This window comes from Affinundibacterium fentianense, assembly GCF_018139545.1.
GTDB classification, from domain to species: domain Bacteria; phylum Pseudomonadota; class Gammaproteobacteria; order Burkholderiales; family Burkholderiaceae_D; genus Undibacterium; species Undibacterium fentianense.
The window spans coordinates 779,402-794,722 of record NZ_JAGSPJ010000001.1 but is presented as its reverse complement, the minus strand read 5'-3'; the positions used below and the strand labels follow the sequence as shown (position 1 = coordinate 794,722).

The 15,321-nt window shown below is 45.9% G+C and carries 13 protein-coding genes; 9 read left to right on the top strand and 4 right to left on the bottom strand.

Features of this window, described 5'->3' with window-relative positions; genetic code table 11:
• Nucleotides 1–51: 51 nt before the first annotated feature.
• From cobO to KDM90_RS03520, 3 genes are read left to right on the top strand one after another with little or no spacing between them, the layout of a single operon-like run.
• A complete protein-coding gene (cobO, locus tag KDM90_RS03530; RefSeq protein ID WP_212674167.1) occupies nucleotides 52–705 on the top strand; it encodes a cob(I)yrinic acid a,c-diamide adenosyltransferase in 654 nt (217 codons plus the stop codon).
• The gene (locus KDM90_RS03525; RefSeq protein WP_329605288.1) at nucleotides 705–2,036 is read left to right on the top strand and encodes a cobyrinate a,c-diamide synthase; all 1,332 of its coding nucleotides are present in this window, start codon (nucleotides 705–707) and stop codon (nucleotides 2,034–2,036) included. Before cobO ends, KDM90_RS03525 begins: the two co-directional genes overlap by 1 nt.
• Nucleotides 2,033–3,487, top strand: a complete 1,455-nt coding sequence (locus KDM90_RS03520) for a cobyric acid synthase (protein ID WP_230409570.1) — start codon at nucleotides 2,033–2,035, stop codon at nucleotides 3,485–3,487. Before KDM90_RS03525 ends, KDM90_RS03520 begins: the two co-directional genes overlap by 4 nt.
• Before the next feature lie 41 nt (nucleotides 3,488–3,528).
• On the opposite strand, the gene KDM90_RS03515 is transcribed toward KDM90_RS03520, so the two are convergent.
• The gene (locus tag KDM90_RS03515) at nucleotides 3,529–4,302 is read right to left on the bottom strand and encodes a glycosyltransferase family 2 protein (protein WP_212674165.1); all 774 of its coding nucleotides are present in this window, start codon (nucleotides 4,300–4,302) and stop codon (nucleotides 3,529–3,531) included.
• A gap of 327 nt (nucleotides 4,303–4,629) precedes the next feature.
• Between KDM90_RS03515 and KDM90_RS03510 the strand changes: the two genes are divergently transcribed.
• Nucleotides 4,630–6,852 (top strand): TonB-dependent receptor plug domain-containing protein, encoded by a 2,223-nt coding sequence (locus tag KDM90_RS03510; protein WP_212674164.1) that lies wholly within the window; start codon nucleotides 4,630–4,632, stop codon nucleotides 6,850–6,852.
• Nucleotides 6,853–6,943: 91 nt separating this feature from the next.
• Here the strand turns inward: KDM90_RS03510 and KDM90_RS03505 are convergent, their stop codons facing one another.
• Nucleotides 6,944–7,447 (bottom strand): pilin, encoded by a 504-nt coding sequence (locus KDM90_RS03505; RefSeq protein WP_212674163.1) that lies wholly within the window; start codon nucleotides 7,445–7,447, stop codon nucleotides 6,944–6,946.
• Nucleotides 7,448–7,774: 327 nt separating this feature from the next.
• Between KDM90_RS03505 and KDM90_RS03500 the strand changes: the two genes are divergently transcribed.
• The 3 genes from KDM90_RS03500 (at nucleotide 7,775) to KDM90_RS03490 (ending at nucleotide 10,160) form a co-directional block, all read left to right on the top strand.
• Nucleotides 7,775–8,923 carry a C1 family peptidase gene (locus KDM90_RS03500; protein WP_212674162.1) on the top strand — a complete coding sequence of 383 codons (1,149 nt, stop codon included), beginning with the start codon at nucleotides 7,775–7,777 and terminating at the stop codon, nucleotides 8,921–8,923.
• Between the two features lie 216 nt (nucleotides 8,924–9,139).
• Nucleotides 9,140–9,343: a hypothetical protein gene (locus KDM90_RS03495; RefSeq protein WP_212674161.1), complete on the top strand. Its 204-nt coding sequence runs from the start codon at nucleotides 9,140–9,142 to the stop codon at nucleotides 9,341–9,343.
• Between the two features lie 229 nt (nucleotides 9,344–9,572).
• A complete protein-coding gene (locus tag KDM90_RS03490) occupies nucleotides 9,573–10,160 on the top strand; it encodes a hypothetical protein (protein ID WP_212674160.1) in 588 nt (195 codons plus the stop codon).
• Between the two features lie 53 nt (nucleotides 10,161–10,213).
• On the opposite strand, the gene KDM90_RS03485 is transcribed toward KDM90_RS03490, so the two are convergent.
• The gene (locus KDM90_RS03485; RefSeq protein WP_212674159.1) at nucleotides 10,214–10,501 is read right to left on the bottom strand and encodes a DUF1272 domain-containing protein; all 288 of its coding nucleotides are present in this window, start codon (nucleotides 10,499–10,501) and stop codon (nucleotides 10,214–10,216) included.
• A gap of 205 nt (nucleotides 10,502–10,706) precedes the next feature.
• On the bottom strand, nucleotides 10,707–11,609 hold the full coding sequence (locus tag KDM90_RS03480; protein WP_212674491.1) for an EamA family transporter: 903 nt from the start codon (nucleotides 11,607–11,609) through the stop codon (nucleotides 10,707–10,709).
• Nucleotides 11,610–11,862: 253 nt separating this feature from the next.
• Between KDM90_RS03480 and KDM90_RS03475 the strand changes: the two genes are divergently transcribed.
• Both KDM90_RS03475 and KDM90_RS03470 read left to right on the top strand, forming a co-directional pair.
• Entirely contained in the window at nucleotides 11,863–12,681 is an 819-nt protein-coding gene (locus KDM90_RS03475) for a TatD family hydrolase (protein WP_212674158.1), read from the top strand.
• A gap of 4 nt (nucleotides 12,682–12,685) precedes the next feature.
• Nucleotides 12,686–15,271 (top strand): DNA internalization-related competence protein ComEC/Rec2, encoded by a 2,586-nt coding sequence (locus KDM90_RS03470; RefSeq protein WP_212674157.1) that lies wholly within the window; start codon nucleotides 12,686–12,688, stop codon nucleotides 15,269–15,271.
• Nucleotides 15,272–15,321 lie beyond the last annotated feature (50 nt).

The following is a 15,321-nucleotide window of genomic DNA, read 5'->3' as shown; positions in this document are numbered from 1 at the left end:
TCGATCCTTGCTCCAACCCATCTAGTCAAAAAAAATTAAGGCGAATAATGTATGCCATCAAACACACCTGATTCGAGTCAGAACATAGCGTCGGAGATTGAAGTTGATGACGCCAATCAACGTCATCAACTTCGCATGCAGAGAAAAAAGAAAATAATCGACGAAAAAATCGCAAGTGCCACCATAAAACGCGGTTTGATTGTGATGAATTGCGGGAATGGAAAAGGCAAAAGTTCGAGTGGCTTGGGGATGGTTATGCGTGCTTTAGGGCATGAAAAAAAAGTGGGCGTAGTCCAGTTTATTAAAGGCGCAATGTCGACAGGCGAAGAAAAATTCTTGAGGCGATTTCCTGATGAAGTCGAGTTTCATGCGATGGGAGAAGGCTATACATGGAATACACAGGATCGTGAACGCGATGTGTTGAAGGCCAATTTAGCTTGGTTGCAAGCGCAGCGTTTTTTGCGTGATCCTTCTATTTCCTTGGTTTTGTTGGACGAGGTGAATATTGCTTTGAAATACCATTATCTCGATGTCGATATGGTGATCGCAGATCTACAGAATCGACCGATGATGCAACATGTGATCCTGACCGGTCGGGGCGCTTTACCCTCGCTCATAGAGATTGCAGACACTGTCACGGAGATGCGGGAAGTGAAACATGCATTCAAGTGTGGAGTCGGTGCGCAGGAGTGCATTGAATGGTAATGAAGACTCAGCTCGCGCCGGTCGTGATGATTTCAGCGATCGCATCAGGACAAGGAAAAACGAGCGTCACTGCAGCATTGGCGCGGCACTTCCGTGATCTAGGTTGGCGCGTGCGGATTTTTAAAACTGGCGCTGATTTTATCGACCCTATGTTGTTGGAAACAGCGGTTGGTGCGCCGGTACTGTCGCTCGATCTATGGTTGGTCGGGTTGGCAGCATGTCGCGCCATGCTAATTGCAGCCGCACAAGAATCTGATTTGGTGTTAATTGAAGGTGTGATGGGCTTGTATGATGGCACGCCATCCTCAGCAGATTTAGCGAATGCGCTTGAAGTGCCAGTGATCGCAGTGATTGACGCCTCGGCGATGGCGCAAACAGCAGCCGCCATTGTATACGGGCTACGCGATTTTGGCCCAGTCCACATGGCAGGTTTGATTGCCAATCGTGTGTCATCTTCCGCGCATTTACAATTGATCAAGAGCGCACTGGGGGATATCCCCATAATGGCGAGTTTGCCACCTCAAACTGAGGTCTTGCCAGAGCGGCATTTGGGTCTAGTCATACCTGGCGAAATCGATCAACTCGATCAAATTATTCAGAAACTTGCTGACTCGCTTCAATTGGATTGTCAGGATTGGAAGTGCTTGAAGCCTTTGTGTTCTGAGAGACTACCCTATCAACAAATAGTAAAGCCTGGACAGCTTGATTGTCGGTTGAAGGGAAGGCGTATTGCGATTGCGCGTGATCATGCGTTTGCTTTTATTTATCCCGCCAATATCCAAGCACTAAAGGACCTTGGCGCAGATCTTGTCTTTTTTTCGCCTTGTGCAGATCAAACCATTCCGCACAATGTTGATGCGCTATATTTGCCCGGAGGATATCCTGAGCTTCATGCTAAGGTTCTCACTCAAGCGAGCTGTTGGCTAGGTTCCCTACGTGAGTTTGCGCAAAGCAGCGCTCCTATTTATGCGGAATGTGGCGGCATGATTAGTTTGGTTGATACCTTATGCGATTTGGACGGAATGTCTTGGCCGATGGCGGGTCTATTACCGGGAACTGTGTCCGTTCAAAAAAAGTTGCAGGCTTTAGGAATGCAAACATGGGTGACGCGGCATGGAGTATTGCGTGGACATACTTTCCATTATTCGCGATTCGATACGACGCTCGTGTCCGATGAATATGCATTGCGTCAACACACTGAGCAAACTGGCGAACCCATTTATCGTCTTGGTAATATCCAAGCGAGCTATTTTCACGCTTACTTTCCCTCCAATTTAGCGGCGACTGCGAGGCTTTTTCTAGACCCCAATTCAACGGAAAATTTAAGATGAAAATTCAAACCCTCATGGTGCAGGGGACGACCTCTGATGCAGGTAAAACGACCGTGGTGGCTGCACTATGCCGCCTATTGCAGCGACAAGGCGTCAAAGTCGCACCGATGAAGCCACAAAATATGGCACTCAATAGCGCAGTAACGATCGATGGGGGCGAGATAGGAAGGGCGCAAGCACTCCAAGCTCAAGCAGCAGGAGTTGCTGCACATACGGACATGAATCCTGTGTTGATTAAGCCATCTTCCGACACTGGGGCGCAAATTATCGTGCATGGTAGGGTAAGGGCAGATATGGATGCGCGCGATTACCACCAATATAAAAGTATTGCGATGGGCGCGGTTTTGGAGTCTTATGCTCGTCTTCAACAAAATTATGAGGCGATCATTGTTGAGGGGGCAGGAAGCCCAGCCGAAGTGAATTTGCGCGAACGCGACATTGCGAACATGGGTTTTGCTGAAGCGGTTGATTGTCCCGTGATTTTGGTTGCTGATATTGATCGTGGCGGTGTTTTTGCCCATTTTATCGGAACCCTGGCGTGCTTGTCTGAGTCTGAACAACAACGAATTATCGGTTTCGTGATCAATCGCTTCCGGGGAGATATCAGTTTGTTAGAGCCCGGCTTGGAATGGCTAGAGCAAAAAACTGGTAAGCCAGTTTTGGCTGTCTTGCCTTATCTGCATGGCCTGATACTTGATGCAGAAGATGCGATTCATTTGCATCAACATCAACAGGGTAAATTCAAGATTCTCGTTCCAGCGATCCCAAGGATCTCCAACCATACAGACTTTGATGCCTTGCGCGCCCATCCTGATGTGGATCTACAGTTTATCGGTCCTGATTCACCGATACCTGCAGCCGACTTGATTATTCTTCCAGGTAGTAAGAATACGCGTGAAGACCTTCAGTTTCTTAAAGCGGGTGGTTGGGAACAAGTTCTCGAACGGCATGTGCGCTATGGCGGAAAATTGATCGGTATTTGTGGTGGATATCAGATGCTCGGGCAACTGATCAGCGACCCGCATGGAGTAGAAGGTCATCCGGGCGACTCTGAAGGCTTAGGATTTCTAGATATCACCACGGAGTTAAGTCGAGAAAAGCGTCTGCAGGAAGTCCATGGAATATGCGCTTTTCATGCGCATGGGACGGCGCGGGTGCGTGGCTATGAAATTCACATGGGACTAAGCTATGCGAGCAGTAACACGCGCCCAGCGTTTTTGTTAGAGCAAGATAGCACGAAGAACGAGGAAGGTTGTGTGTCGCCGGATAATCTAATTATGGGTAGTTACTTGCATGGTTTGTTCGATCACCCCGAAGCCTGCCAAGCAATCTTGCAATGGGCCGGATTGCAGTCCGATCAACAGATCGATTTGAATGCAATGCGAGAGAAGAATATCGATAGAATTGCGGACGCCTGCATACCCTTGCTCGACTCGCTGCAAAAATTGTGAGGTATGATATTGCAGATTGAGAGTGGGTGATACTTTAAGGATCAAAGTCGATGAATATGATTGAGTCCGTCAATAATGACGGATTGCCCATTGAGTTTGCCTTTAAACGTCGCAAAGCCACCGACCCGTATTGGACCTTCGTATTCTTCTTTTAGGCGCGAAATAACGGCATTGATTTGATTCAAATGTTTAAAAAAATCGGAAGGGCTTGCTGCTATTTTTCCGACTGACTGAATTTTATGCGCTAGTTCGTTTTGAATCGGTCGCTTCTCGGGTGGCTTGAGTTTTGCTACCGCACCAGTCAATTTGATGATGCGTTTGAGTAAATCCACATCTTGTTGACTCATCGGAAGTAAACCTTCGTCATAGCCTCCCAGCTGATAGAACAGTTCTCGGCTTAGTCCAATTCGACCATATGTGCCGTCACCATGTGTTTCTGTCCATTGATGCGATGCGATCTTTTGTGACGCAGCTTTCGAAATTTCTGATAGGTCGTTTTCGGTTACCCAATTGTCTGCATCGAGCGAAAAAAGATAGTCGCCAGGTGCGATTCGGTGGGCGAGATTTTTCGCGACAGGGCTACTCCAACGCACCTTGTTTTCCACTTCAAAAAAATGTAAATGCCCATTGTCGATTTGTCGTCGGAAATTTCCCCAAACCCATTCGCTCAAACCATCGGTTGATCCAAAATCAACGAGAGCGATGTTGTGGGGTTGCGGAATTTGCTCTAAGTTTTGTGCCAGTGTTTGACGCAATTGCCAGAGCCGATTGCAGCAAGACGTGCAAAAGCTAATTTGGGTAGACGATGAACCCATGTCATCAAACCTTACTGAGTAGTTTCTTTTAAGTAAGAGATTGTAATCGATTCTTGCTTAGTAATGCAATTTTGTTGTTATATTAGCATTTATATTTCGTTAAACTTTGCCTATTTTGCAAAAAGATGGCGATGAAACCGAATTGGCTTTCTCACGTTATAATGCGCGCGCTCGAATTGCAAACCACGAAGTTGCAGGTTCGATACCCCTCCAAGTACTGTGTATTTCCCTGTTAATGTATCAAAGTGTTTCCTTTTAGCTATATGCTGAACTTTCGATATTTCGATTGAGTCGAAGCACCATCTTTATCAACTTTTTGAAATCATTATGTTTTTTCTCCCATCGCATTATCGTTTGGCTTTAATTCCTCTTTCCCTCATGTTGGCATATGGCGCGCCTGCTCATGCGCAACAAACTCAGGAGGAAGTCGATAAGACAAAGCAGAAACAGGTTGCACCCGTAAAACCATCGGCACCTGCCGCAGTTCAGAAAGTCGAAATCAGTGGCGCAAAAGGATATGACGAACGTCGCCAAGATACGGCAAGTAAGATTGTTGTGACCCAGGAAGATATCGTCCGCTATGGCGACACCAATATCGGTGACGTCTTAAAGCGTTTGCCTGGAGTGACGATTGGCGGTGTACAAGGGCGTGGTGGTGCAATTCGTATGCGGGGACTCGGTGCTGGCTATACGCAAATAATGTTGAATGGTGAACCTAGTCCTCCTGGATTTTCTCTCGATTCTATTTCGCCAGACAATATTGAACGGATCGAGGTGATTCGTGCTGCGACGGCCGAATTAAGTACACAGTCGATTGCCGGTGCAATTAATATCGTTTTGAAAAAAGCGATTGTGACCGCGCAGCGCGAATTGAAGTTGGGTGCTAGTGAGGAAAACGGACAGTATGGTGTAAATGCCAGCTTGCAGCTTTCCGACAAAGTTGGAAAGATGTCGTATTCGATTTCAGGAAATGCCAATTATGGAGAATTTGAGCGTCCTGATACAAGTTCAGAAATTCGCTATGACGCAGCCGGTAAGCCAGTTTACGCAAATCATACGAAGACCGAAGGACAAGGAAAATTTGAATCGATTGGAATTTCGCCGCGTATCAATTGGATGTTGGAGAACGGCGATGTGTTGACTTCACAGAGTTTTGTCAATGCAAATCGCTTTTCAAATCGGAGTACAAACCTGACATCGACGGATAAACCTAATGATGCTTTATTTCTGGATGAGCGTTCCCGCAATACCTCAGATAGCACGTCAATTCGTACTAACTTAAACTATGTACACAAGTTAGCTGATAGTGCAAAGCTCGATGTGCGATTGGGCGCCAACTATAATCAACGTGATGGCGAAAATGTGTTGGTCGCGAATACAAGCAAGCAAGTTTTGAATCGTTCCTATTACTCCGAGAGCACGGATAATGGTTTCACCTATGGTGGTAAGTATACCGCACCATTTGTCGAAGACCATGCACTTGCTGCAGGCTGGGATGGTGGCTTAAGTAAGCGCACCGATAGTGCGAAACGTAACGACGTCATTACTGGAACTGGCCCAATTCGCGGGATTCCAACGGATGAGTCGTATGATGCGAATGTCAATCGCCTTGCTTTGTTCATACAGGACGAGTGGAATTATTCGAAGGCATTGTCGATTTATGCAGGGGTACGCTGGGAAGGAATCGATACCAGTAGCAAAGGAACGACCTATGCTGAAATCAATAACCGATCCAGTGTTTTAAGTCCGATCTTACAAACTTTGTATAAGATTCCTGGAAGCAAAAATGATCAACTTCGTTTAGGGCTCACTCGCACTTATAAAGCGCCTGATACTGGGCGCTTGATTCCACGTCGATTCACATCGACCAATAATAGTGAAATCAACCCAGATATGATGGGTAACCCGAACTTGAAACCTGAGCTTGCATGGGGACTAGACGCGGGATTTGAACACTATCTCAATGATGGTGGAATCTTGAGCGTGAATTTCTTCTTACGCAGAATTGATGACTTTACACGTACTTCAATTGTGAATGATGGGCGTTGGGTGATGATGCCGACCAATGACGGTTTGGCGAATACACGCGGTGTGGAATTTGATGCGAAATTTCCATTACGCAGTTTGATGGCAGATGCACCAGCGATCGATTTCCGTGCAAATTTGGCGTTTAATTCGTCAACGGTTAATTCCGTGCCTGGTCCGAATAATCGGCTTGATTCACAAACACCTGTAAGTGCAAATTTGGGTTTGGATTACAAGTTAGATGATGTGCCATTAACTCTTGGTGGCAATTTGAGTTTTCAAAGTGCTGGCCCCGTTCGAGTATCGATTAATCAAACAACCTATGGTATTCCTAAGCGCGTCCTAGATGTTTATGCACTTTGGAAGTTTGATAATAAATCGAACTTACGCGTCGCAATCGGGAACGCGCTGCATCAAGATAATCTTTCTTCGAGCACTTACACAGATAGTTTAGGTTCTGTTGTTAGAACAAATGTTTCAGAAACGCATTTAGCATTACGACTAAACTACGAATACAAATTCTAATCGCGGATTTACTAATCTAGGGATAGCCTATTTGTTTGTGAAAAAAGCACAGCGACGTCAGAGTCGCTGTGCTTTTTTTATGGGATGGAAATTAGTTATTTGATTGTGTTTTGTCGCGTGGACGGCAAATTAGTGGAAGGTTTTGTGGGTCGATATTTGTTCTATCTGTTCCCTTTAAGGTCATTTTGTCCGGTGCACCCGCATTGGCACATACCCAAGTGATAGGCACAACTTGGGCATCATCAATGACTGCAGGTCGGAAAGTTAAGATCTTATTTTGGATTGCTTTGTTTGCGCGATTTCCAAATTTGATGTGAATGGCACCATTTTCAATCGTGACACTTTTAACGAAATTGTTCACAATTTTGTCTGGTGGAGGAAGCATTGCAGCTGCATTATCAGCCAGCAAAATCTTGTCGGATCGCCATGAGTTTGCAATCGGTGTTTTTGCGATTTCGATAAGCGGAATTGCTGTTTCTATTTGTTCGCGAATGATCTTAAATAAATAGGAAGGGAGGGCCATTGCAGCCAAGATCGCAATAATTGCCACCGCGACCATTGCTTCTAAAAGTGAGAAACCGAGTATTTTTTTCATAGGAACGCGCATATAAAGTAATTTTGCAATGGTATTGGTGAGGGATACTTGGATGAATAGACACAAATTATCACAAGAGAAAAACTTTGTCATGAACCTTCGTCTGAACGTGATATTTCAGCCGATGAGTGCGTCACGTGATTCTTTTAATTTCGAGAAATGAGAAACCATTCTTTAATTGAAAGAGTTTTTCAATTAAGGCCTTTTTTCAATTTAAGATCGAAGCTATGATGCGAAGCGGTCGTTGCAAGCAATGACGATAAAACGAGATGAAAACGCCATTGCAGCAATCGAACGAATTGAAAGATCTGCTAACAAGGATAGAAAATGCATACCAAACCCTTATCTGTCGTGCTTGTGCTGGGCGTCTTGAACCTATTTGCATCGACTTGCTTTGCGCAAAGTACGCTTGTGAATAGTGCGAATGCAGCAAGTTCAAGCAGTGCTGCAAACGCCAATAAGAAAGTATTTACAATCACCCACGAAGCGCAACGCACAGCGGCAAAGGATCAGGCTCGCACGAATACATGCTGGAATTTTGCGACAGCCTCGTTTATGGAAAGTGAAGTTGCTCGCCAAGGTGGCAAGCTTATCGAACTGTCTGAAGTTTTTGGGGTAAGACATGCTTATCCCTTGAAAGCAGATGCTTACTTGCGTGTGCAGGGAAAAGCAACTTTTTGGGAGGGGGGAAATAATCATGACGCTATGGAGATGTTGAAGCGCTATGGCGCAGTCCCCAAAGCGTATTACACGGGTTTGAAAGAAGGGGAAACAAAACTCGATCATGCCGAGTTGGCTGCAACGACCAAAGCTTTTTTAGATGCGGTGATTAAAACTGGGCGCCCCAGTAAATCTTGGCGAGCTGCCTTCGAGGGAATTTTGGACGCGTATATTGGCAAGCCGCCAAGCAATTTTGTATTTGAGAACAGAGTTTATACACCGCAAACCTTCCGCGATCAGGTACTGAAATTGAATCCTGATGATTATGTGGAGGTAACAAGTTTTAGCCATCACCCTTACTATCAGCGCATTCGATTGGAAATTCCTGACAATTGGTCACATGATAGTCGGTATCTCAACGTCCCGATTGATGATATGGAGAGAATTATGAATCATGCACTAAGCAATGGATACACGATCTCCTGGGGTGGCGATACGAGCGAAAAAGGTTTCAACGTGAAAGAAGGTTATGCCGTGTTAGACGATGAATCGAAGCTGATAACGCAAGATTTTAGGCAAGACGCTTTTGATGACTGGCGCAGTACAGATGATCATAGTATGCATATCGTAGGCCTAAGTAAAGATGAAAAAGGTAATCCATTTTTCTTGACAAAAAATAGCTATGGGGTGAGCAGCGGTCCATTCGAGGGTCATTTGCATATGAGTAGAAACTATGTTCGAATGAAAACGATTTATTTTATGGTTCACAAGGATGCGATTCCAGCAGATATACGCCAAAAATCGGCGATCCGATAAAATAAGTTAATCTACCTTTTTTGGGTGTCAACATAGGAAGTGCTCAGAAAATCGTCAACCAAATTCAAGTACAGACATTATTGCAGGGGCGATGTTTTTTTGTGAGCAGCACAGGTCGCCTGCTGATTTTTATGATGATTGGCGGTATTTTGTGAAGAGATCGCGATAGACATCGCGATTTGAACTCGATGTAATGTAAATGAATTGGATAGGAAAATGAAAAAACGAATACAGATCGGCGTAATGTTTTGTTTCGCATGGGTGTTGACGGGTTGTATCTCTGTCAGTGAGAGTAATGTCGAGAGTAGTAAGCAAATTGCGATCATGTCTCAACAAGCGATCTCGACGTGCGGTCAAGGGAATGTGGATAAAGTAACGACGACTAGCTTTAGTTGCCGAGCGAATCTATATAAACCGTAAGGATTCATTTTGCTGTAGATTATCAGCATTGACGTTCGATGAAGCCATCCTATCTTGCTGAAGATAGGATGGCTTTCCCATTTCCCCTTTTTTGTCTTGGATAAAGGGGCTGTCATAGACGATTTATAAAATAGAATTGTTTATGATTTAATCGACGACCAGGATCGATCGCACATCTCTCTAGATGGGCAGGATAAGCTGCCGAATTTAACTCTACGTTGGGCTTCGTATGTCTAAGAAATTTTCAGTCGATGCAAATTACCGTTTTATCGCTGCATATAATGAAGTGAATGCTAGGATCGCTCAGCGCCAGCAGGCTTTGGCGCTTTATGTGACTTTGGTCGTGAGTTTACTCGCTGCACTTGTTGCACTGAAGTCGGGCGAAGCGCGTGGCGAGGTTCCCGTTGAATGGCTAATGCTCGGGTTTCCCGTCGCTTCTATCAGTTTAGCGTTTCTCAATTTTAAAGCTGAAAGTGCGATTACTAATTTACGCAGATTTTTGTCGGCACTTGAGCAATTGGAGAATGCACATGAGGAGCTGCCTAGCTACAATACCCATGCCAAATGGGCGGTCGGTGCGAATAAAGCGAGAAGGTTTCATGACTATGCGACGGCAATTTTGGTGGCAGGTGGAAATTTGATAGGACTAGGCGCCGTTGCGAAAATTTATCCGCAACGAATGGCCGATTCGTCGGTTGCATTTGCTTTGTCTGTTGCGATTGCGCTTATCGCTGTGTTTGTCGTTCTTCTGAGCCCGCAATGGAGTTTTCGACCCGATACCATGCCGGATCCTTCGAATTCGCATAGTTCGCATTAGTGACAGGCATTTATTTTTTGCTCAATTCCAAAACAGTTGCTGCTCTCCAGCTCCTATTTTCGCTTTTTCAAATAATTTGCATGCGCGGGCAGATCCACTGGGCGATGGACGCGTGACTCTCTAGCTGGGTAGTGTAAAAGATCGTTGTCGTTGCGGCCCAATCGAGGTGGTCGTATCGGACGGGGACTAAAATTGCCTCCGCAATTCGGACAAATTCCATGCAATAGATTGTCAACGCAGTCGCGACAAAATGTACACTCGAAGGAGCATATTCTTGCATCTTCATGCTCTGGTGGTAAATCGCGATTGCAGTGCTCGCAATTCGGACGGAGTTCTAACATGCTTCCACTTTCTCCTTTCTAATTGGTTCGATGGATTTCTCAAACATATTCACATTGATACGAAGTGATCGGAACTAAATTAATGAGATGAAGCGAGCTTTTTATCGCGATGTCTGTTCTGATAAAAATCGTCTTTTCCGATCGATGCATGTCTATTTTTCTGCAGAGATATTCTATTGGGATGACATTAGGGATCCTATTTGCGTCATTGAAGTGGCGTGCTTTGGCGAAAGAATGTATAAATCTTGGCGCCAAAGACATTAATTAAAAGGCCGGCCATCACGATCGCTGCTCCAATTATTTGTATCGAGTTGAGAGCTTCATCAAGTATTAACCAAGCCGAACTAAGCCCGACTATCGGCACCAATAAGGTCAGTGGTGCGACGACCTGAGTGGGCAAAGTCGCCAATAATTTTCCCCATAAAGTATAGCCAATTAAACTCGCGGCACCAGATAAGTATAGTACCGCGAGTATTGCCTCGATACGAATATGGATCAGACACGTCCATACAGTCGCGGCGCCATCAATGGCGCAGGAAAGGAGCAAGAAGGGAATAATGGGTATCAGAGCGCTCCATGCAACTAAATTTAACATGTCGACGGACCCCAATTTTTTGCTAATAATATTCCCACTCGCCCAAGAGAGTGCTGCGCACAAAGTTAACGCAAATCCGGCAATACTTAATTGACTACCACTTAAATGCAAACTTCCGCCGCCTAGTACGAGAAGCCCAAGGCTGGCGGCCAGCATGCCCAGAATATGATGGGCTTTGAGTTTGTCGCCAAAAAAAAGTGCGGAGAGGGCAATGGTAAAGAAGGCCTGAGCTTGAAGGACTAGGGACGCAAGTCCAGCCGGCATTCCCACGGCAATCGCCGAAAAAAGAAAGGCAAATTGCCCAAAACTAATTGTGGCCGCGTAAGCAAATAAAAATTTCAATGGCACTTTGGGACGAGCGAGGAAAAAAATTGCAGGGAACGCGACGAATACAAACCGTAATGCTGCGAGCAGGAGAGGTGGCATGCCCTTGAGTCCGATTTTGATCACAACAAAATTCATCCCCCATATAATGATAACTAGAAGGGCAGTGAGTAAATGTTGTGGTCTCAGTTGAGAATGAGGCATGCGCGAAAACAAAAGTTGAAGGTTTGAGAAAAATCGAGCGCGATCACGCGTTGACGGAAGCGAAGAGCTTAGCATAATCTTGCGTGTGATTAAGTAAATCGGTTCCACGGTGATGCTGGGATTCGCACAGAACCGCAAGGAAAGAACGATGTTCGATCACGCATGAAGTCGTGTCGTTGACGCCTATCTTGATGTGCCCTCTAAAAACTTTGAACGTAGTATCGAAAGAAAGTCAATTATGTGGATTGATAGTCATTGCCATCTGGATGCAAGCGAGTTTGCCGGACGTTCATTGATATTGGCTGCTGAGGCAGCAAGAATGGGAGTCTCGGCGATCGTGATTCCAGCCGTGCATAGAGCGAATTTTGTGGATGTGATGCAGCTTTCCGTTCAAAGTAACATGTGTTTTTATGCGCTGGGCATTCATCCCATGTTCGTCGCCAATTCAAAAATTGAAGATCTCGATTATTTACGTGGTGAAATTGGAAGATTGTTGACGAACACAGAGCAAGGTAGTCGCTTAGTCGCAATCGGTGAGATTGGCTTGGATTATTTTGTTCCAGCATTGTGTGAAGCACCGCTTCGTGAGAAACAAGAGTTTTTCTATGCAGAGCAATTGAAAATTGCGCGAGATTTTGGTTTACCTGTCTTATTGCACGTGCGAAAATCGCAAGATAAAATATTAAAACAATTGCGCCGGATCTCTGTGATTGGAGGTATTGCGCATGCCTTTAATGGCAGTGAACAGCAAGCGCAGCAATTTGTTCAAGCGGGGTTTAAATTGGGATTTGGTGGAGCGATGACTTTTACACGAGCTTTGCAAATTCGGCGACTAGCGACTAGCTTGCCGCTTTCGAGCATTGTGCTCGAAACCGATGCGCCTGATATTGCCCCACGCTGGTGTCATCCGGGAATCAATTCTCCTGGCGAGTTAGTGCAAATTGGATTGGAGTTAGCCGAAATGCGAGGTCTTGAGCCCAAAGAGCTAGCGCAGCAAACCACTTTGAATGTTCTGAGTGCGCTTCCGCGAATGGCAGCGCATTATCCATTGAGATAGCTGCGTGCGCTCGGCAACCATAGGTTTTGTTATTGGTGTCGTTCTATTGCAGCAACAGGCCGCTTTGTGGTCATACAACTTATTGATTTTGATCACGCTGGCGATGTTCCCATTGATGGCGTTGATCCCTGTTCTGACTCGATATGCGCTATTGATACAAAAGTCACAGGCGCGACATGTTGTTGATCTAGTGTACCTGCTGCGACATGTCTATTTGTTAGGTATTGGGATTGTTTTCGGTTTCTGTTGGGCGGGGATCGTAGCATATCAAGTGCTGCGGCAAGAACTGCCGAAGAACTTGGAAAATCAAGATGCCCTGATTGTCGGCGTAATAGATAGCTTGCCAGACTTCCATTCGAATGGACAATCATTTTTACTGCGAGTTGAGAAGCTCATTTCCCCAAATTGGGCAGACCAAGCCAGCTATTCTGATAAACAATTTCCTGAACGTATCGCTTTGGCTTGGTACAGTGAAGCACAAAGTCCGAGGCAAACTGTCGCGTTAAAACCCGGCCAACGCTGGCAACTTGCGGTTCGTCTTAAGCGTGTGCACGGTAACGCGAATCCATATGGTTTTGACTATGAAGCTCTAATGTTCGAACAGGGCGTGCGAGCCACAGGCGTGGTGCGTGCGAATTCTGCAGAGACTGCGCAAAGCACGCGCAAGCTGGACGAATTTGTTCCTAGCTTGCACCGCTGGATTCAACTCGGGCGTTTCTATCTGCGGGAGAAAATTCAAGGGGCACTTCCGAATGCCCGTTATGCCGGCGTCGTCACCGCACTGGTGATTGGTGATCAGCGCAATATCTCCGCGAATGATTGGACTTTATTCAATCGGACGGGGATAGGGCATTTAATTTCGATTTCTGGCTTGCATATCACGATGATCGCGGGCTTGTTCGCTGGACTAGCGCATTTTTTTTGGCGACATTCTTTTTTTACGCAATGGCAATTGCCGCTTTTATTGCCAGCGCCCAAAGTCGCGGTTCTTGTTGCTTGGATAACTGCATTGATTTATGTGGCGCTTGCTGGATTCGGTATCCCAGCACAACGAACTTTGTGGATGATCACCATTTTAGCTTTCGCAGTTTGGACTGGACGTGATTCCAATCCAACTCAGGTCTTGAGTTTGGCATTGTTGGCCGTGTTGCTGGTCGATCCTTGGGCGATTTGTTGGCCTGGTTTTTGGCTTTCCTTTTGTGCTGTCGCACTTCTAATGTATGTGAATGTAGGGCGATTCGAGATTGCTCATGCCGAACCGACCGAGACTGCTCAATTGTTACCCTATGCTTCGCCTGAAGCACTGGCTAGCTCATCGCATCAAATGGCACAAATAGAAAGAGGGAAATTAGGCCAATGGCGCGAAATATGGACGCGTTGCCTCGGGCAACTTCGACTTGCTGCGCGCGCCCAATATGCAATTACCGTGGGACTTGTCCCTTTGAGTTTGCTCTTGTTTGCGCAAATTTCACTTGTTGCGCCGATTGCCAATGCGCTGGCGATCCCATTCATTAGTTTTATCGTGACACCTTTAGCATTGGCGGGAAGTGTACTTTTTTCTCCATTATCGGAATGGGTATTAGGGTTTGCGCTTGTCGGCGTCGAATCTCTTGTGCAGATACTTTCAATTCTTGGGTCAAGTCGGCTCGCGGTTTGGCAAATACCTGTGCCGAGTTGGTGGATGTTTCTGCTCGCGGTGGTCGGAACGCTTTGGATTTTGGCACCTCGAGGAATTCCTTTTCGCGCAGTAGGCTGGATTTTCTACGCACCTCTCTTGTTGAATCCAGTATCGAAACCGCAACAAGGGGAAATGTCGGTCACAGCCTTTGATGTTGGGCAAGGTTCTGCCGTACTTATTGAGACAGCAGAACACCGCGTTCTTTATGATACGGGACCTGGATTGCAGATTGATTCGAATAGCGGTACAAGAATCTTGCTGCCGTACTTTCAAGCGCGTGGCATTGGTTCGCTCGATAAATTGATTATTTCACATGCAGATAACGATCATTCCGGGGGAGCACTCAGCATACTGAATGGAATCGAGGTCAACACGCTATCTTCCTCGTTGCCTAGTGATCATCCTATTGTTGAAGCAGCAAAGCATGCTGAATCATGCGTTGCAGGGCAAAGTTGGGATTGGGATGGCGTCCATTTTGAAATCTTGCATCCCGTCCCAGTGATCTATACCAGTCCAAAATGGAAGACCAATGCCTTGAGTTGTACCTTGAAAGTGTCAACGAAATCCAAATCCCTATTGTTAGCGGGTGATATTGAGGCAATTCAGGAAGACGAGTTGGTGAACAGCATACCTGATAAGCTGCGATCAACCGTATTGCTTGCTCCACATCATGGGAGTGGTACTTCATCCAGTTCGGGATTTTTACAAAGTGTGCGGCCGGAATGGGCGATCTTTCAAGTTGGTTACCTAAATCGCTATCACCATCCCAAACACGACATATTGCAGCGCTATCATGATTTTGGAATAAAACCTCTAAGGACGGATATAAGTGGTGCAATCACATTACAATTTGGCGACACGCTCAGTGTGAGTCAATATCGAGAGAAGCGAGCTCGCTATTGGTATCCGTAGTGGCTGTATTGCCTCTCGCACCTTGTCTGCAACGTTCTTGATTAATCAGG